Here is an 18,517-nt window from a genome sequence, read left to right as displayed (position 1 = left end):
GCTGACCATTCTAGTTGCGATAATGGCGCTAATTATAAATTGTAAAACAAGGAATTCCCGTGACTGACCCTTTAATTTGCGCGTTAAAAAATCCTGAATTCTACCCTCATCCGGTCGATAGCATCCAGGTCATCGAAACCCATATTTCATGGGTACTGCTTACGGGGCCTTACGCGTACAAAATCAAAAAACCCGTTGATTTTGGTTTTCTTAATTTTACCTCACTCGAGGATCGTAAGCACTTTTGCCATGAAGAGCTACGCCTCAACCAACGCCTTACCGCTGACTTATACCTTGAAGTACTGCCTATTACCGGCACTATCCAAGCGCCACAGCTCAACGGTGATGGCCCTGTACTTGATTACGCGCTAAAAATGCGGCAGTTCCCGCAGAACCAACTGCTTAGCGAAATGCAAAAAAACAGCGAGCTTAACGCAGGACATATTGATGCGTTAGCCCAACAAATTTCCCAATTTCATTTACAAGCGCCTCAGGTTTCAGCTTCACACCCACTGACTGAGCCGCAAGCCATCATGGCACCGGTAAGGCAGAACTTCGAGCAAATCCGCGCCATGCTCAATGAAAGTAACGATTTGCAGCAACTTGATGCACTAGAGGCTTGGGCAGAGGATAGCTTCGCGCGCTTGCTTCCCCTATTAGAGCAACGCAGCCATAATGGTTCCATCCGCGAGTGCCACGGCGATATTCACCTAGGTAACGCCACCGTGCTGGACGGTCAAGTCACTTTGTTTGACTGCATTGAGTTTAACGAGCCGTTTCGTTTGATTGATGTGGTTTCAGACGCTGCTTTTCTAGCCATGGACTTAGAGGACCGCGGTTTACACAGCTTAGCCAACCGCTTTATTAATACGTGGCTTGAGCAAACCAATCAGTACCAAGCCTTGCCGCTGCTTAATTTCTATAAAGCCTACCGCGCCATGGTACGCGGCAAAGTCAATCTGTTCCGCCTCGGACAAGAGCAAGATCCCACTGAACAAGCAGCGATTTTGCAGCAGTATCGCAGCTACGCCAATTTGGCTGAAAGCTACTGCGCCATTCCAGCGCGTTTTCTTGCCATCACCCATGGCACTTCAGCCATTGGCAAAAGTACTGTCGCCATGCAACTGGTTGAATCTTTAGGCGCCGTACGAATTCGTTCTGATTATGAGCGCAAGCGTTTATTTGGCGAACAGGATGCCGCACAGGGCAATGCTGTCGGCGAAGGTATTTACAATGCCAGCGCCAGCGCAGCAACCTATCAGCATATCCATGAACTCGCCAAGCTTGCCTTACAGTCCGGCTACGCCGTGGTGTTGGACGCAACCTACTTGCGCGCCGACTCTCGTCAGCAAGCCGGTGACGTGGCACAGGCGTGCGGTGTACCTTTTCTTATCTTGGATTGTCACGCACCGGAAGCAGTGGTGCAGAAGTGGCTGAACGAGCGTCGACAGGCTGGCCAAGACCCTTCTGATGCCACTGCAGAGGTCATTGCCGCCCAGCAAGCCAACCGAGAGCCGCTGAATGCCGAAGAACAACTGCAAACCCTCAAGGTACAAACTGACGATGCCAATTCCATGGCTGGGCTGGTTGGTTTGCTCAAGCAACGGCTACCGGGCTTTTAAGTAGGACATCACCCAACGCTAGCCTGCAACAATTTAGGCTTAAGGCTGTTGTTGCAGGCTAGCTTTGTTCATTGCCAACCACTGTAAGGTGATGATGCTAGGCGCGTTGTCAATCTGACCTGTTTCCAGCATATGCATGGCTTGAGCGAAACTCACAACCCGCGCACGAATGTCTTCGCTCTCTGCGGCCACACCCATGACTCGCCCATCCACTCCTTCCGTTGAGCACAGACCCAAATAAAGATGCACGCGCTCATCAGAGCCGCCGGGGGAAGGGTAATACTGCATGATGGGAATCAGCTGAGTAAACTCCAAGCCGACCTCTTCCTGCGCCTCGCGTGCTGCCGTTTGCTCAGGTTGTTCATCCTCATCAATCAATCCTGCAACTATTTCAAGTAACCAGGGATGCGTGCGATTATCTAACGCGCCGATACGAAATTGTTCCAGAAACACTAGGGTGTCGGTCTGCGGGTTATAGGGCAGCACACACACAGCGTTACGACGAACAAAGAGTTCACGGCTGATTACGGGTCCCATCGCACCGGAAAATAGCCTGTGACGTAGACTGAGCTTTTCTAGCCGGTAAAAACCCTGATAACAGACTTCTCGTTCGAGTATTTGCACATCTTGCTCAGACATGATTATTCCTGTTGTAACGCGAGAAGGGTTTGCGGTAATTGGCTGAGGCTATGCACCTGTGCATCTGGGGCGCGTTCGCCTTGCCATGGTTGTTGCTGTGGGTTAAACCAAATGGTACGCATGCCAACGCGCTGCGCACCAAAAATATCATCAAGGGGGTTGTCGCCTATATGCACGGCACGCTGGGCTGTGACCTGTGCTCGCGCTAACGCGGCTTGAAATACACTGGGATCAGGCTTGCTTACACCCAACGCATCAGCACTCAGGGCAAAGCTAAAATACTCTCCCAAGCCCACTCGACGCACATCGGCATTACCATTGCTGAGCGCACCTAGAACAAAATTTTGTGCTAACTGACCCAATACGGGCTTGGCATCCGCATACAACTGCACGTTTTGGCGGGCGCTCAGAAACACCTGAAAGGCGGCCTCAGCCGTTTCCTGCGCTACAGGCAAGGCATCACCTGCCTCTAGGCAGGCGCTTAATAAAACCCGGTATCTAAGCTCACTGACGCGGTGTACTAGCTCCGGTGTTTGACTCAGCACAGCGGCACGCAGGCTGTGCAAGCGTGGCACATCAACCACTCCTAGATGCGGTGCTTGTTGTGCCAGCCAATCCTGTAGCTGCTGTTCAGCTTGGGCAATCACTGGCTGCACCGGCCAAAGAGTATCATCCAAGTCAAAGGTAATTAATTGAATACTCATAAGGGTCTCTGCACAACTGATACAGCCGATGCTGGCTGCGAGTTGTTTACAGGTAAAGATATGCGTTGCAACTTGGCTTATTCAAGGCTGGTTCAGCCCTTTAATGCAAAAGACCACCCTAAGGTGGCCTTTAATTTCAGCGTTAAGCTTGTTCGGCCTTAGCCGCCGCAACATCCTTAATTGACAATTTGATACGGCCGCGGTTGTCAACGTCCAGCACCAGCACATCAACCATCTCGCCTTCTTTCAGATAGTCTGTGACTTTTTCTACACGATCATTGCTGATCATGGAGATATGCACCAAACCGTCTTTGCCTGGCAGAATGTTTACAAACGCACCAAAGTCGACAATACGCTCAACCTTACCGTGGTAAATCTTACCAATCTCGGCTTCGGCGGTGATGCTCAACACGCGGTCGCGTGCAGCAATAGCGTCTTCTTTCGTGTCACCAAAGATCTTGATGGAACCATCGTCTTCGATATCGATAGAGGCATTGGTTTCTTCACAGATGGCACGAATGGTTGCGCCGCCTTTACCAATCACGTCACGGATCTTGTCAGCATCAATACGCATGGTCAGCATTGACGGTGCGTTTTCAGACACTTCAGTGCGTGATGCTGCCAATACCTGATTCATCTGATTCAGAATATCGATACGTGCAGTGTGTGCCTGATTAAGGGCAATTTCCATGATTTCTTCGTTGATGCCTTCAATCTTGATGTCCATCTGCAGTGCGGTTACACCCAGAGCGGTACCAGCAACCTTGAAGTCCATGTCGCCCAAGTGGTCTTCGTCACCCAAGATGTCGGTTAGGACGGCAAATTTTTCGCCTTCTTTTACCAGACCCATAGCGATACCCGCCACTGGACCTTTCATAGGTACACCAGCATCCATAAGTGCTAAGGAGGCACCACACACAGAGGCCATGGAGCTAGAGCCGTTGGATTCGGTAATTTCAGACACTACGCGTACGGTGTACGGGAAATCATCAGCGCTTGGTAGCATCGCCGCCAAACCACGACGGGCTAGACGGCCGTGACCAATTTCACGACGACCCGTAGCACCCATACGACCACATTCACCTACAGAATAAGGAGGAAAGTTGTAGTGCAGCATGAAGTGATCACGCTTCTCGCCTTCGAGCGTATCTAAGAGCTGTGCGTCACGGGCAGTACCTAAAGTTGCCACCACCAGTGCTTGTGTTTCACCACGGGTAAACAAGCATGAACCATGGGTTTTACTCAGCACACCGACTTCGATATTGAGCGGACGTACCGTTTGGCCATCACGGCCATCAATACGCGGCTTACCGTTCACGATGTTTTCACGCACGGTGCGGTATTCGATCTCACCAAACGCATCTTTAACTTCTTGAACGCTTGGACCTTGTTCAGCGTCTTCGTTAACCAGCTGGGCAATCGCCTGTTCGCGTATCTCGCCTAAGCGAGCATAGCGGTCAAGTTTGATTGTGATGGTGTATGCCTTGGAAATTTCTTCGCCAAACTGATTGCGAATCGCATCCAACAAAGCAGTATTTTCTGCTTTTGGCTGCCAGTCCCAAGTAGGTTTAGCTGCCAGAGCAGCGAATTCTTTAATGGCTTGAATAGCAACCTGTGATTCTTCGTGGGCATAGAGCACTGCACCCAGCATTTGGTCTTCGGTTAACTCCTGTGCTTCTGACTCAACCATCAATACGGCATCTTCAGTACCAGCAACAACCATGTCGAGCAAAGATGCCTCGAGCTGCTCGTAGTTTGGGTTAAGGATGTAACCGGCCTCAGGGTGGAAGCCTACGCGTGCAGCACCAATAGGACCTTTAAACGGAATGCCTGAAATAGCCAGCGCTGCAGAAGTACCAAGCATAGCGGCGATATCTGGATCGGTCTTTTTATTGGTGGATACTACCGTACAGATAACCTGTACTTCGTTGTTAAAGCCATTAGGGAATAATGGACGGATTGGACGGTCGATAAGACGCGAGGTCAGCGTTTCTTTTTCTGATGGACGCGCTTCACGCTTGAAAAAGCCACCAGGGATTTTACCCGCTGCGTAGGTTTTTTCTTGGTAGTGCACGGACAGCGGGAAAAAGTCTTTGCTGGGATCAGCTTGCTTAGCGCCCACTACGGTGACTAATACTGATACGTCGTTATCTACTGTTACCAGAACTGCACCAGACGCTTGACGCGCGATGCGGCCTGTTTCTAAAGTTACGGTCGATTGACCAAATTCAAATGTTTTAATAACCGGATTCACGGTAGTTTCCTTCTCTTATGTTGCCTTTGGGGGAAATCGCAGACCTGTTGGGTAACGGCCCAAACAGTTCTAGCCAAATACTTACTGTTTCTTAAAAAAGAAAAGCTGGTGCCCGAAGCGCAACGGCATACAATACTGCCGTACTCCAAGTCACCAGCTTTTGTATCACGTCACTACAACTTAGCGACGCAGACCCAAGCGGGCAATTAATGCCGCGTAGCGAGACAGGTCTTTACCCTTCAAGTAGTCCAACAGCTTACGACGTTGGTTAACCATACGAATCAGACCACGACGTGAGTGGTGATCTTTTTTGTTTTCTTTGAAGTGTCCTTGTAGCTTGTTGATGTTTACAGTCAAAAGTGCAACCTGCACCTCTGGAGAACCTGTATCACCTTCAGCTTGCTGGTACTCGCTAACGATTTGGGCTTTTTCTTCAACGCTTAGTGCCATGATTGGCTCCTTAATATGGACAGGCCGGGAAAATCCCGTACTAATAAAATAGGTATGACCGCGCCTGCCAACAGCCACCCTTATATTTCTACTGCATTTACTGCAATTAGAAAGACGCTATTGTGACCGAATTAGGCGCCTTGGTGCAACCTGTCCGTCATCATCAATTTCTGCTACGCCAATAAACTCATGTTTGTGGTTGTACACCCGCATCAAACCACTGCTGGGTGCGCTGGGCGAGCGTACTGGTTGACCATTCTGCCAAAAAAACGCTGTATGTTCCGTCAGCTCGACTTTAGGCCAATCCAGCAGTCCTGCATCAGTGGGCAACAAGTACTGATCTAGAGCTTCGCTACCCGATTCTTCTTGCAGCTTGATTAGCTCGTCTAAAGTCACCGTTTGTGCCAGCGAAAAAGGACCTGCACTGGTGCGTCTTAACTCAGCCACATGAGCACCGCAACCCAGCGCGTTACCAATGTCTTCAGCTAAAGTACGAATATAGGTGCCTTTACTGCACGCGACATGCACACGCAATAGATCACCCTGCAAATCCAACAACTCCAGTTCTGCTATGTGCACAGGACGTGGCTTGCGTTCAACCACCTCACCAGCACGGGCCAACTTATACAACGGCTGGCCGTCTTTTTTCAGCGCTGAATACATGGGTGGTACTTGCATAATGTCGCCACGAAACTGCGGCAACACGGCTTCCACATCGGCCTGCGTACACTGAACTTCTTTTTGCTCCAGCACACGACCTTCACCATCTGCTGTGTCAGTAGTAACACCGAGACGAATCAGCGCTTCGTAACTTTTATCCGCATCCAGCAAATAACGCGAGAACTTGGTTGCCTCACCAAAACACAAAGGCAAAACACCGGTAGCCAACGGATCAAGGCTGCCAGTGTGGCCGCCTTTCTCTGCGTTGAGCAGCCAACGAACTTTTTGTAACGCGCCGTTGGAGCTAAAACCTACAGGTTTATCTAATAATAAAATACCGCTGACGCTGCGGCGCTCGCGTTTAACCTGTTGCGTCACTTACTCGTCTCCACCCGCGGGTTCATGACTGCGGTCGCTGGCGACAGCCTTTTCAATCAGTGCAGACATATAAGCACCACGACTGATACTTTCGTCATAACGAAAATGCAGCTGCGGGACACTACGCATCTTCATGGATTTACCCAACAACATGCGTAAATAACCCGCCACTTCGCTCAGCACCTCTAGGTTTTGCTCAATGTCTTCTGCGCTGTCGTTATTCATTAGGGTGATAAACACTTTTGCATGCCCCATATCACGACTGACATCCACACCTGTGACAGTGATAAAACCTAAGCGCGGGTCTTTAACTTCGCGCGGGATGAGCATCGCCAGTTCTCTTTGAATCTGATCGCCCACACGCTGGGCACGGCTGTATTGCTTTGCCATAGATTTACCTATAAGCGGCAAACGGCACGCTCAAAAGAACGTGCCGTTTTGGTTTGGGGTTGTAACTTAAAGTGTACGAGCGACTTCGATTTTTTCAAAGACTTCGATTTTATCGCCTGGACGTACGTCGTTATAGCTCTTCACTCCGATACCACATTCCATACCGGCACGTACTTCGCTGACGTCATCTTTAAAGCGGCGCAAGGACTCCAGCTCGCCCTCAAAGATTACTACATCATCACGCAATACGCGGATTGGACGGCTACGCAAGACGGTACCTTCGGTCACCATACAACCGGCAATTGCGCCAATTTTTGGTGAGCGGAACACGTCACGTACTTCTGCAATACCAACGATTTGTTCACGTACATCACTGCCAAGCATACCGGAGAGCGCCTTCTTAACGTCTTCGATAATATCGTAAATAATGTTGTAATAACGCATATCAAGACCTTCGGTCTCAACAATCTTACGAGCACCGGCATCAGCACGAACGTTAAAGCCGAAAATTACCGCATTTGAAGCCAGTGCTAGGTTTGCATCACTTTCGTTAATACCACCTACACCGCCAGCAACAATGCACACTTCAACTTCGTCGTTACCCAGCTCAGACAAGGAGGACTGCAGTGCTTCTAAAGTACCGCGCACGTCAGCCTTAACCACGATGTTAAGCACTTTCTTTTCATCTTGGCCCATGTTTTCAAACATGTTTTCTAACTTGCCTGCAGAGGCACGCGCCAACTTAACTTCGCGGAACTTGCCTTGACGAAAGAGTGCAATTTCACGTGCTTTACGCTCGTCCGTCACTACAGTCATTTCATCACCGGCTTCCGGGGTACCGTCTAGACCGAGAATCTCTACAGGAATAGAAGGACCTGCTTCTTTAATTGGCTTACCGTTCTCATCGAGCATGGCACGCACGCGACCAAAGTTAACACCCACTAACACCATATCGCCTTGGTGAAGCGTACCGTTCTGTACTAACACAGAAGCCACTGGACCACGCCCTTTATCTAGGCGCGACTCAATCACCACACCACGACCTGAGGCGCTTGGAATAGCTGTTAGCTCTAATACTTCAGACTGTAGCAATACCGCTTCAAGCAGCTCATCAATACCCGTACCTTGCTTAGCCGATACATGGACAAACTGGGTATCACCACCCCACTCTTCTGGAATGACACCGTGGACACCGAGGTCATTTTTAATGCGATCGGGATCAGCTTCTGGCTTATCAATTTTGTTGACCGCTACAATGATAGGTACGCCCGCAGCCTGTGCGTGCTGAATACCTTCAATAGTTTGCGGCATCACGCCGTCATCGGCTGCTACGACCAGAATAACGATATCGGTCGCCTTAGCACCACGTGCACGCATAGCTGTAAAGGCCGCGTGACCCGGGGTATCCAAGAAGGTGATCATGCCGCCTTCCGTTTTAACGTGATACGCACCAATGTGCTGGGTAATACCACCGGCCTCACCAGTTGCCACTTTGGCGCGACGAATATAGTCAAGTAGAGACGTTTTACCGTGGTCAACGTGACCCATCACTGTTACTACAGGTGCACGCTGAATCGCCTCACCTTCCAGCATGATGGATTGAGCTAGCTGCTCTTCGAGCACATCATCACTGACGCGCTTAACCTTATGACCCATTTCTTCTGCAATCAGAATGGCGGTATCTTGGTCCAGTACTTGGTTAATGGTTACCGGCGAGCCAAGTTTAAACATAAACTTAACCACCTCAACGCCTTTAACCGACATTTGCGCGGCCAGTTCAGCAACGGTAATGGTCTCGCCTACACGAACTTCGCGCACTAGCGGGCCCGTTGGTGCGTGGAAACCATGCTCATTGCGTTTCTTGGCCTTACCGCGACCACGTCCGCGACCACGAGTGCGTCCGTCTTCATCATCATCGCGCAAAGCTATTTTAGGCTTAGCCATACGCGGCGCAGGTTTACGATCACGACGCTCGTCTTCTTCGCGTTTGGCAGGACGACGTGGCGGCTCTTCTTTTTTGCGTTCAGGCTGCTTGGTAGCCGCTGGCTCTACGTCAGCCGGCTTCGGCTTCACCTCTGCCGTCGGCGTAGGCTCAGCAGCTGCTTGTGGGGCGGCAACTTGTGCTTGAGGCTCTGGCTGAGCTTCTTTTTTTGCTACAGCGGCCACAGGTGTTTCTGTTTTCGCAGGCACTTCAGGCGCTACTTCAGCTTGTTTCGGGCTGGCAGCCGCTTGCGCTGCTTGTTGCTGCTCGAGTTCTTTCTGCTTTTCAGCTTCCAGTTCTTCCGGGCTGCGTTTTACATAGGTGCGTTTTTTACGCACCTCAACACTGATCGTTTTGCTACCTGGCGCACGAATTGTTGTGGTCGTTTTACGCTGCAGGGTAATTTTTTTAGACTGCTCGGACTTCTCTCCAGCACCGTGCTGCAAATAAGCCAATAATTTTTGTTTCTCGGCATCACTAACAGTCTGATCCTTATCCGTGTGGGGCAACCCAGCTTCTTGCATTTGCTGTAGTAACCGCTCAACTGGGGTATCAACTGTAGTAGCCAGCTCTTTAACTGTGACTTGCGTCATGAACTTCTCTCCTCAAGCCGCAACGTGCTTATTCAAACCAATGGGCGCGGGCGGACATGATTAACTTGCCGGCATTTTCTTCATTCATACCGCTAATATCAAGCAATTCATCGATGGATTGCTCGGCAAGATCTTCACGATTCATTACACCACGTGCTGCCAATTCCACCGCTAGCTCTTTTGTCATACCTTCCAAATCAAGTAAATCTTGCGCCGGTTGGTTATCCGCTAGTTTTTCTTCGGTAGCAATTGCACGCGATAGCAGCCTGTCCTTAGCGCGAGCACGAAGCTCTTTAACGATGTCTTCATCAAAACCATCAATTTCCAACATCTCTTCCATGGGCACATAAGCAACTTCATCAAGGGTGGTAAAACCCTCTTCAACCAAGACCTGTGCTACGTCTTCATCAACTTCTAACTCATCAATAAACATACGCAGGGTATCGCCTGCTTCTTGTTGTTGACGCTCTTGGATATCTGTATCCGTCATTACGTTAAGCGTCCAGCCACTGAGTTGCGAAGCCAAACGTACGTTTTGACCGCCACGGCCAATGGCCTTAGCAAGATCATCCTCACTCACAGCAATATCCATCGCGTGTGCATCTTCATCAACAATAATGGCAACCACATCTGCAGGGGCCATCGCGTTGATCACAAACTGTGCTGGATTTTCATCCCACAAAACTATGTCTACCCGCTCACCATTTAGTTCAGTGGTAACCGCTTGCACACGAGAACCACGCATACCAATACAAGCACCCTGTGGATCAATACGCTTATCCTTGGAGCGTACCGCAATTTTCGCACGCGAACCTGGGTCACGCGCCGCGGCCATGATCTCAATTAACCCCTCAGAAATCTCAGGCACTTCAATACGGAATAGCTCCATAATCATTTCAGGTGCTGTACGCGATAATACCAGCTGTGAACCGCGATTATCTTGTCGTATTTCTTTTAGGTAAGCACGTACGCGTGAACCAACGCGAAAATTTTCACGTGGAATGATATCTTCACGGCCTAAAACAGCCTCGGCGTTATTACCCAAGTCAATAATCACGTTATCACGAGAGACTTTTTTCACTGTACCTAGGATAATTTCGCCCAGCTTACTGCGGTAAGACTCAATAATCTGAGCACGCTCAGCTTCGCGCACTTTTTGTACAATTACTTGCTTCGCTGTTTGTGCGGCAATACGCCCAAATTCTATGGATTCAACTTCCTCTTCAATCACATCACCAACAACCTTGTCCTGATATTTCTCAGGCAGCATATCTGGCGTATATTGGAAAGCCGGATCATCTAAGTGCTCATCATCAACGACATGCCAAATACGAAAGGTTTTGTAATTGCCGGTTTGTCTGTCGATTTCTACACGCAGTTCAACTTCATCTTCATAGTTCTTTTTGGTTGCGGTTGCTAATGCAATTTCTAATGCCTGAAATATATCTCCGGGCGGTACGCCCTTTTCATTAGAAACCGATTCCACTACCAGTAAAATTTCTTTACTCATCGCATGCCTCACACGCTTTAGCCTAAACAGCTAGACCATTTTATTAGTCAAAATTAGGGACGATATTTGCCTTTTCAATTAACTCAAAAGGCAACAGGTATTCATAGTTGTCTACCTGAATAACCACATCATCCTCTTCAATCCCGCGTATCAATCCTTGAAAGTGGCGCCGCTCTTCAATAGGCGCTCTTAGCTTTATTTTTGCGTTCTGTCCTATAAATGCAGAAAACTGATCTAGGGTAAATAAAGGACGGTCCATGCCAGGCGAAGAAACTTCCAAAGTGTACTCACCACTCACTGGGTCCTCTACATCCAATACCGCGCTAAGTTGGCGACTGACGAGTTCACAATCGTCTACCGTAATGCCATCTTCATGCTCAATATAAATGCGTAAAACGGAGTGACGACCCTGAGATAAAAATTCAATACCCCAGCACTGAAACTCTAACGCCTCAACAATTGGTGCCAACAAATCCTGCAATTTTTGCAGCTTAGTCATCCGGCCTCCGCAACTAGCCATTAACCAAAAATAAAAAAAGGGCACTAGGCCCATAATTTCAAGACGCTAAGCTAAGAGGTAACAAAAAGCCCCTATGCAGGGGCTTTAAAATTCATCTAGCTTTGTGCCAACTGGATTGGCTGCAAACGCGCTAGCCAACTTCTAAAGTCGGCGCAAATTTTACCTCTGCACGCTTACTAAGTCAAGCAAACAACAAAGCCCGCTAGAGCGGCCTTTGTCTTAATTGGTACCGAGGAGGGGACTCGAACCCCTACAGCCTTTAGGCCACTACCACCTCAAGGTAGCGTGTCTACCAATTCCACCACCTCGGCAAAACAATTAGTCCAACTGCGGAATACTGTCTTCACTCTCTTTTCTTTCTAGCGCAGGAATCTCAGCAGCCTCGCCCCCAAGCTTGGCATCCTTAGATATTTCCTGCACAGCTGGCGGCAAACCGAGGGTATCCAAACCCTTAGCCTGCTGTTTTGCATAGTAAGCCAAGCCCAAGCTTGTCGCAAAAAAGATAACCGCTAAAACCGCTGTGATACGGCTAAAAAATGTCCCTGTACCCTGCGCACCAAATACAGTCGCCGAAGCACCCGAACCAAAAGAAGCACCCGCCTCTGCACCCTTACCTTGCTGAATCAGCACGAAACCAACAATTGCAATAGCAACTACAAGGTGACCAATAATTATAACCGTTTCCAGCATTTTATTTACCTGCGGCGCGACAGATCGCACCAAATTCATCTGCTTTAAGTGAGGCGCCGCCAATCAGCCCGCCATCGATATCTTTCTGTGTAAAAAGCTCTACTGCATTAGCCGCTTTCACACTACCACCGTACAAAATTCTTAGCTGTTGGGCTATTTCTGCATCGTAGCCTGCTATGTGCTCACGCAAGGCCGCATGCACTTCTTGCGCTTGTTCTGGCGTAGCCGTTAAGCCTGTACCTATCGCCCAAACTGGCTCATAAGCCAAAACAGCATCAGCTAAAGCCTGCACACCAGCGCCTGCAATTACTGCATCGACCTGTGCCGCCACAGTGCTTACTGCTTGGCCTTGCTCACGCTGAGCCAGAGTCTCACCCACACATAAAACGGGAGTCAGACCTGCTGCTTGCGCGGCAATAAATTTGCGGCATATTACCTGATCATCTTCAGATTGCAACTCTCTTCTTTCAGAATGACCTACTAACACCAAGTCGCAGCCTACATCACGCAACTGCATAGCTGATGTTTCACCAGTCAGCGCACCTTCTTCTAGCTGTACCGCACAATCTTGTGCACCAAGCTGAATCCTTGAGCCTTGCACGATCTGCTGTGCAAGCTGCAAATGGGGCAAACTTGGAAAAACCGCCACATCAATGTTCTCAGGCAATTTCTCGCCCTTTAAAGCATTTAGCAAATCTGCAACGCTCTGCAGGGTGCCGTTCATTTTCCAATTACCAGCAACCATCGGACGACGCATAAAAAACCTCATGTTCTAAAGTGGGTGCAGATGTTACTCAAGCAGCGCATTCGATGCAAGTAAAATCACTGGCAGACATGCTCTACCACTTGCGCAAGCTGCTGTGCATAGCGCATTACCTGCGCCTCATCCTGCCCTTCAACCATCACACGCACTAAGGGCTCAGTGCCGGACTTGCGCAACAGCACTCGACCGCTTCCTGCCATTGCTTTAGTCACCTGCTCACAGGCTGCTTGCACATCTGGATGTTCAACGGGATTCTGTTCAGCACTGACATAACGCACATTGATTAACGTCTGTGGCAATTTTTTCCAAGCCAAACGCTCTTTTGCCAAACTTTGTCCACGACGCTTTAACGCTAAGATAACCTGCAATGCAGCAATAATTCCGTCACCGGTAGTATGATGCTGCGTGCAAAGAATATGCCCTGAACTTTCACCACCTACAACCCAGTTACGCTCCTGCATCTCTTGCATAACATAGCGGTCACCTACTTTGGCGCGCACAAAAGGAATGCCGCGCTCTTTTAATGCCAACTCCAGACCGTAGTTACTCATTAAGGTACCAACTACACCTGTGCCTTCCGGCAGGCGATCGCGCTCCTGAACATCTGTGGCAATGATAAACAGCAAATCATCCCCATCAAGAATGACGCCGGTATGGTCTACCATTTGCACACGATCACCATCACCATCAAAAGCAATGCCGAAATCAGCGCTGTGCTCGACCACTGCCTTTTGCAAAGCACCCAAATCCGTGGCACCAACACCTTGGTTGATATTCACGCCATCGGGCTGATTGGCAATGCTGATAACTTCAACACCTAGCTCACTAAACACATTAGGAGCAATCTTGTAGGTGGCACCGTGAGCGCAATCTATTACCACTTTCAAGCCTGAAAAATCACTGCTCGTCGGCACACTGCTTTTACAAAACTCGATATAACGACCTGCGGCATCATTCACCCGAAACGCTTTACCTAGATGCTCTGACTCCACAACCTGCATGGGCGTTTCGATTAGTTCTTCGATCATCTCTTCAAGCTCATCGGGTAGTTTTTTACCATGGGATGAAAAAAACTTAATACCGTTATCATAATGCGGATTATGTGAAGCACTGATAACGATGCCTGCTTCAGCCTTAAAGGTACGTGCCAGGTAAGCAATGCCTGGCGTAGGCATAGGACCCAGCAACATAACATCGGCACCGGCGGCCGATAAACCCGCCTGCAGTGCTGACTCGAACATATAACCGGAAATACGCGTATCTTTACCTACTAAAATCCGGCAGCGCCCTTGTTTACGAAATGCCATACCGGCAGCCCAGCCAAGTTTCAGCATAAACTCGGGGGTAATGGGATGCTCCCCGACGCGACCACGAATTCCATCGGTACCAAAATATTTTCTGCTCATTGTATTCTTTCCTTAGCTGTTCGTACTGCTTGAAACATCTTAACCGCATCTATAGTAGCCGCCACATCATGCACGCGTAAAATATTGGCACCACGCTCTAAAGCCATCACTGCTAAAGCCAAGCTGCCATACAGGCGCTCTGTTACAGGCTTATCCAATACTTGGCCTATCATGCTTTTACGTGACACCCCTACCAGCATCGGCAACTCTAATTGTCGCAATTCAGTTAAACGATTAAATAATTCTAGATTATGTGACAGGTTTTTCGCAAAACCAAAACCGGGATCAATCAGCAGCTTATCACTTGAAATACCGGCTTGATTACAACTCTGGATTCGTTCGCGCAGCAAGGCAATCACCTCGGCAGCGACATCCTCATAATGTGGTGCATCTTGCATATTGTGCGGCTCGCCACGCATATGCATAAGGCACACTGGCAAACCTGTTGCTACCGCTGCTGGCAACGCACCCTCACGACGTAAAGCGCGCACATCATTGATAAGACCTGCACCCAGCTTGGCGCTTTCACGCATCACTTGCGGTGTAGAGGTGTCAACAGAGACAATAACATCCAGCTCTTTGGTTATGGCTTCAACCAAAGGAGCTACACGCTCAAGCTCTTGCTCAACAGTTACAGTCTGCGCGCCGGGGCGGGTAGATTCGCCACCAATATCAATGATACTGGCACCCGCTTGCACCATTTCTCGGGCACGCGTTAGCGCCTGCTCAAAATGGTTATAGCAGCCACCATCTGAAAAAGAGTCGGGGGTAACATTGAGAATGCCCATCACATGGGGCACGGAGAGATCTAGGCTATGCTGACCGCAGCGCAAAATTCGGCTGTGCATGCTATTCCTTAAGCAGCGCCCCCCGGATGGAGGGCGCTCTGAACGATTAATATTCGCCCGCAGGACCACCTATAGGTGTTTCAGGACGTGACTCTGGTTCGCTCGGCTTTTCAGCGTTAGCGCTAGGTGGTGGTGTACTATCATCTTTCCAACCCTTCGGTTCACGCACTGTACGACCGGACATGATGTCATCAATTTGATCGCTGTCGATCGTTTCATACTTCATCAGCGCTTCAGCCATAGCATCTAACTTGTCACGGTTTTCGACCAAAATACGCTTGGCTGTTTCGTAGGATGAATCAATGATCTCACGCACTTCCTGATCGATAAGCTTAGCTGTTTCACCAGACACCTTACCAATATGGCTGCTGCCACCACGACCCAAGTAACTTTCATTTTCATCTTCGGCATACAACAAAGGACCTAATTTTTCTGACAAGCCCCACTTAGTTACCATATTGCGCGCTAACTGTGTGGCGCGCATAATGTCATTAGAAGCACCCGTTGTTACACCCTCAAAACCTAGCGTCATTTCCTCAGCAATACGACCGCCATACAGGGAGCAAATTTGGCTGATAATACCGCGCTTGGACAAACTGTAGCGATCTTCCTCAGGCAAGAACATAGTGACACCCAAGGCGCGCCCACGAGGAATAATAGACACTTTATACACAGGATCATGCTCTGGAACTAAACGACCCACAATGGCATGCCCTGCTTCATGGTATGCGGTATTAAGCTTTTCTTTTTCCGACATCACCATGGATTTGCGCTCAGCGCCCATCATGATTTTATCTTTCGCCAACTCGAACTCTTTCATGCCCACCAAGCGCTGATCAAAACGCGCGGCAAACAAAGCAGCTTCGTTAACCAGGTTAGCTAAGTCTGCACCTGAGAAGCCTGGCGTACCACGAGCAATAACCGCCGCGTCCACATCCTCATTTAGTGGCACTTTACGCATATGAACTTGCAGAATTTGCTCACGACCACGGATATCTGGCAAGCTCACCACCACTTGACGGTCAAAACGACCTGGGCGCAGCAAAGCAGGGTCCAGCACATCAGGACGGTTGGTCGCGGCAATCACGATCACACCGTCGTTGTCTTCAAAACCATCCATCTCAACCAGCAGCTGGTTCAGGGTTTGTTCACGCTCATCGTTACCGCCGCCCATGCCTGCACCACGATGACGACCGACCGCATCAATTTCATCAATAAAGATAATGCAGGGTGCGTGTTTTTTCGCTTGCTCGAACATATCGCGCACTCGCGAAGCACCCACACCGACAAACATTTCCACAAAGTCTGAACCGGATATAGTAAAAAACGGCACTTTCGCTTCACCGGCGATAGCCTTAGCCAACAGGGTTTTACCGGTACCGGGTTGACCTACCATCAATACGCCGCGAGGAATTTTACCGCCCAAGCGTTGGAATCGACTTGGATCACGCAAAAACTCAACCAGTTCACCCACTTCCTCTTTAGCTTCATCACAACCGGCAACATCGGCCAGTGTAGTTTTAATCTGGTCTTCAGCCAGCAGACGCGCTTTGCTTTTACCAAAGCTCATCGGTCCGCCCTTACCGCCAGCGCCACCTTGCATTTGGCGCATAAAAAACATGATGATGGCGAAAATTATTAAAATCGGAAAGCTGGCAACCAATAGCTGCATCCAGATGCTTTGGCGTTCTGGTTGCTTACCAACAATGGTCACTTGGTTATCTATCAGGTCGCCCATCAAGCCGTTATCCTGAATGGCAGGACGCACGGTTTCGAAACTCGAACCATCAACACGACGGCCTGAGATGGTAAACCCATCGACCGTCACTTGCTGCACCTTGCCGGCATTAACCTCTTCAATGAAGGTGCTGTAATTTAGCTTGCCGGTATCTGGCGATGCGGAGAAATTATTCATCACGGTCACTAAGACAGCAGCAATCACCATCCACATCAGTAGGTTTTTGGTTAAATCATTCACTTCTATCTACCCTCTGCTGCTCAACCCGCAACACTTAAAAACTTCACTACAAAGTTACACCACTTATTTCAACTTCGCAGAATCAGTTGTAACTATACATGAAATTGCATTAATGAATTATGAAACTCAGGGACGGAAACCGCGTGCTAATAAATACTGTTCGCGGGAGCGATCTCTTGATGAAGCAGGCTTGCGCATCTGCACTTTTTCAAACTGTTGCCTCACTTCTTTTAGGTACTCATCAAAGCCTTCACCGTGGAAGACTTTAATTAAAAAATCACCACCAGGACGCAAAACCTTAATGGCTAAATCAAGTGCAAGCTCACACAGCAACATCGCCGCCGCCTGATCAGCTGTCCTTATACCACTCATATTGGGGGCCATATCGGAAATTACAAGATCCACAGGTCTATTATTTATGACAGCCATTATTTTATCGAACACCTCCTGCTCGGTAAAATCACCTTGAATAAAAGCGACATCGGCCATACCGTCCATGGGCAAAATATCGGATGCAATCATGCATCCTTTTTCACCCACGATGCGACTGGCTACCTGCGACCAGCCTCCTGGCGCACTGCCTAGGTCAACCACGGTCATACCGGAGCGCATGATGCGATCTTTTTCTTGGATTTCTAACAGCTTATAACTGGCGCGGGATCGATACCCATCTCTTTGCGCCATTTTGACGTAAGGATCATCGAAATGTTCCTTTAACCAGCGTCCGCTACTTTTCGATCGTGCCACTGCTTACCTCTTAGCACTCACTAGGGTAAAATACCCAAACTTTATTATTCATTTCGACTCAGAGGTCGCCCATTATGTCGCTCACGCAAGAGCAAAAGAAACACTTTAAATCCATTGGTCATCACCTTAAGCCCGTGGTTACTGTCGCCGAGCAAGGTTTAAAAGAAAACCTAATGGCTGAATTAGATCGCGCGCTCAACGATCATGAGTTGATTAAAATTCAACTGCGTATCGCTGAACGCGAAGACCGTCAGGCCATTTTAACCGAACTGTGCCAGCAAAGTAGCTCGATCTTAGTGCAAAGCATCGGCAAGATGGCGCTTGTTTACCGCAAAAACCCAAAAGCCAACCCTAAACTATCTAACCTGCTGCGCTCTTAAAAAT

General features: G+C 49.1%; 17 protein-coding genes and 1 tRNA gene. 2 read left to right on the top strand and 16 right to left on the bottom strand.

Annotated elements, in window-relative coordinates:
* The first annotated feature begins 59 nt into the window (after nucleotides 1-59).
* Nucleotides 60-1,622, top strand: a complete 1,563-nt coding sequence (locus QEZ41_RS08000; RefSeq protein ID WP_289410889.1) for a bifunctional aminoglycoside phosphotransferase/ATP-binding protein — start codon at nucleotides 60-62, stop codon at nucleotides 1,620-1,622.
* A 39-nt stretch (nucleotides 1,623-1,661) separates the two neighbouring features.
* On the opposite strand, the gene QEZ41_RS07995 is transcribed toward QEZ41_RS08000, so the two are convergent.
* From QEZ41_RS07995 to rlmE, 16 genes are all read right to left on the bottom strand, one after another.
* Entirely contained in the window at nucleotides 1,662-2,261 is a 600-nt protein-coding gene (locus tag QEZ41_RS07995; protein WP_289410888.1) for an NUDIX domain-containing protein, read from the bottom strand.
* A 2-nt stretch (nucleotides 2,262-2,263) separates the two neighbouring features.
* Nucleotides 2,264-2,965: an HAD family hydrolase gene (locus QEZ41_RS07990; RefSeq protein ID WP_289410887.1), complete on the bottom strand. Its 702-nt coding sequence runs from the start codon at nucleotides 2,963-2,965 to the stop codon at nucleotides 2,264-2,266.
* A 142-nt stretch (nucleotides 2,966-3,107) separates the two neighbouring features.
* Nucleotides 3,108-5,219, bottom strand: coding sequence for a polyribonucleotide nucleotidyltransferase (gene pnp / locus QEZ41_RS07985; protein WP_289410886.1), 2,112 nt, complete (start codon nucleotides 5,217-5,219; stop codon nucleotides 3,108-3,110).
* 180 nt (nucleotides 5,220-5,399) lie between these two features.
* Complete coding sequence (rpsO, locus tag QEZ41_RS07980) at nucleotides 5,400-5,669, bottom strand: 30S ribosomal protein S15 (RefSeq protein WP_289410885.1); 270 nt, start codon at nucleotides 5,667-5,669, stop codon at nucleotides 5,400-5,402.
* Nucleotides 5,670-5,786: 117 nt separating this feature from the next.
* Entirely contained in the window at nucleotides 5,787-6,707 is a 921-nt protein-coding gene (gene truB / locus QEZ41_RS07975; protein ID WP_289410884.1) for a tRNA pseudouridine(55) synthase TruB, read from the bottom strand.
* Nucleotides 6,708-7,097 (bottom strand): 30S ribosome-binding factor RbfA, encoded by a 390-nt coding sequence (gene rbfA, locus QEZ41_RS07970; protein ID WP_289410883.1) that lies wholly within the window; start codon nucleotides 7,095-7,097, stop codon nucleotides 6,708-6,710.
* Nucleotides 7,098-7,163: 66 nt separating this feature from the next.
* Nucleotides 7,164-9,671 (bottom strand): translation initiation factor IF-2, encoded by a 2,508-nt coding sequence (gene infB / locus QEZ41_RS07965; protein WP_289410881.1) that lies wholly within the window; start codon nucleotides 9,669-9,671, stop codon nucleotides 7,164-7,166.
* A gap of 28 nt (nucleotides 9,672-9,699) precedes the next feature.
* Nucleotides 9,700-11,181 carry a transcription termination factor NusA gene (gene nusA / locus QEZ41_RS07960; protein WP_289410880.1) on the bottom strand — a complete coding sequence of 494 codons (1,482 nt, stop codon included), beginning with the start codon at nucleotides 11,179-11,181 and terminating at the stop codon, nucleotides 9,700-9,702.
* Nucleotides 11,182-11,224: 43 nt separating this feature from the next.
* Complete coding sequence (rimP, locus tag QEZ41_RS07955) at nucleotides 11,225-11,680, bottom strand: ribosome maturation factor RimP (protein WP_289410879.1); 456 nt, start codon at nucleotides 11,678-11,680, stop codon at nucleotides 11,225-11,227.
* Nucleotides 11,681-11,925: 245 nt separating this feature from the next.
* Nucleotides 11,926-12,012, bottom strand: a tRNA-Leu gene (locus QEZ41_RS07950).
* 7 nt (nucleotides 12,013-12,019) lie between these two features.
* On the bottom strand, nucleotides 12,020-12,391 hold the full coding sequence (gene secG / locus QEZ41_RS07945) for a preprotein translocase subunit SecG (RefSeq protein ID WP_289410878.1): 372 nt from the start codon (nucleotides 12,389-12,391) through the stop codon (nucleotides 12,020-12,022).
* Between the two features lies 1 nt (nucleotide 12,392).
* The gene (gene tpiA / locus QEZ41_RS07940; RefSeq protein ID WP_289410877.1) at nucleotides 12,393-13,148 is read right to left on the bottom strand and encodes a triose-phosphate isomerase; all 756 of its coding nucleotides are present in this window, start codon (nucleotides 13,146-13,148) and stop codon (nucleotides 12,393-12,395) included.
* Nucleotides 13,149-13,213: 65 nt separating this feature from the next.
* Nucleotides 13,214-14,560, bottom strand: a complete 1,347-nt coding sequence (gene glmM / locus QEZ41_RS07935; RefSeq protein WP_289410876.1) for a phosphoglucosamine mutase — start codon at nucleotides 14,558-14,560, stop codon at nucleotides 13,214-13,216.
* Nucleotides 14,557-15,408 carry a dihydropteroate synthase gene (gene folP, locus QEZ41_RS07930; RefSeq protein ID WP_289410875.1) on the bottom strand — a complete coding sequence of 284 codons (852 nt, stop codon included), beginning with the start codon at nucleotides 15,406-15,408 and terminating at the stop codon, nucleotides 14,557-14,559. The genes glmM and folP overlap by 4 nt, the downstream gene beginning before the upstream one ends.
* Nucleotides 15,409-15,454: 46 nt before the next feature.
* Nucleotides 15,455-17,386 (bottom strand): ATP-dependent zinc metalloprotease FtsH, encoded by a 1,932-nt coding sequence (gene ftsH, locus QEZ41_RS07925; RefSeq protein WP_289410874.1) that lies wholly within the window; start codon nucleotides 17,384-17,386, stop codon nucleotides 15,455-15,457.
* Nucleotides 17,387-17,512: 126 nt separating this feature from the next.
* A complete protein-coding gene (rlmE, locus tag QEZ41_RS07920; RefSeq protein WP_289410873.1) occupies nucleotides 17,513-18,133 on the bottom strand; it encodes a 23S rRNA (uridine(2552)-2'-O)-methyltransferase RlmE in 621 nt (206 codons plus the stop codon).
* 74 nt (nucleotides 18,134-18,207) lie between these two features.
* Here rlmE and yhbY point away from each other — a divergent pair, with 74 nt between their 5' ends.
* Nucleotides 18,208-18,513, top strand: coding sequence for a ribosome assembly RNA-binding protein YhbY (yhbY, locus tag QEZ41_RS07915; RefSeq protein WP_289410872.1), 306 nt, complete (start codon nucleotides 18,208-18,210; stop codon nucleotides 18,511-18,513).
* Nucleotides 18,514-18,517: the final 4 nt, after the last annotated feature.

The sequence above is a fragment of the Thiopseudomonas acetoxidans genome, assembly GCF_030362935.1.
GTDB lineage: Bacteria > Pseudomonadota > Gammaproteobacteria > Pseudomonadales > Pseudomonadaceae > Thiopseudomonas > Thiopseudomonas acetoxidans.
The sequence above is the reverse complement of the archived record's forward strand: the minus strand, read 5'-3'. Positions and strand labels throughout refer to the sequence as shown.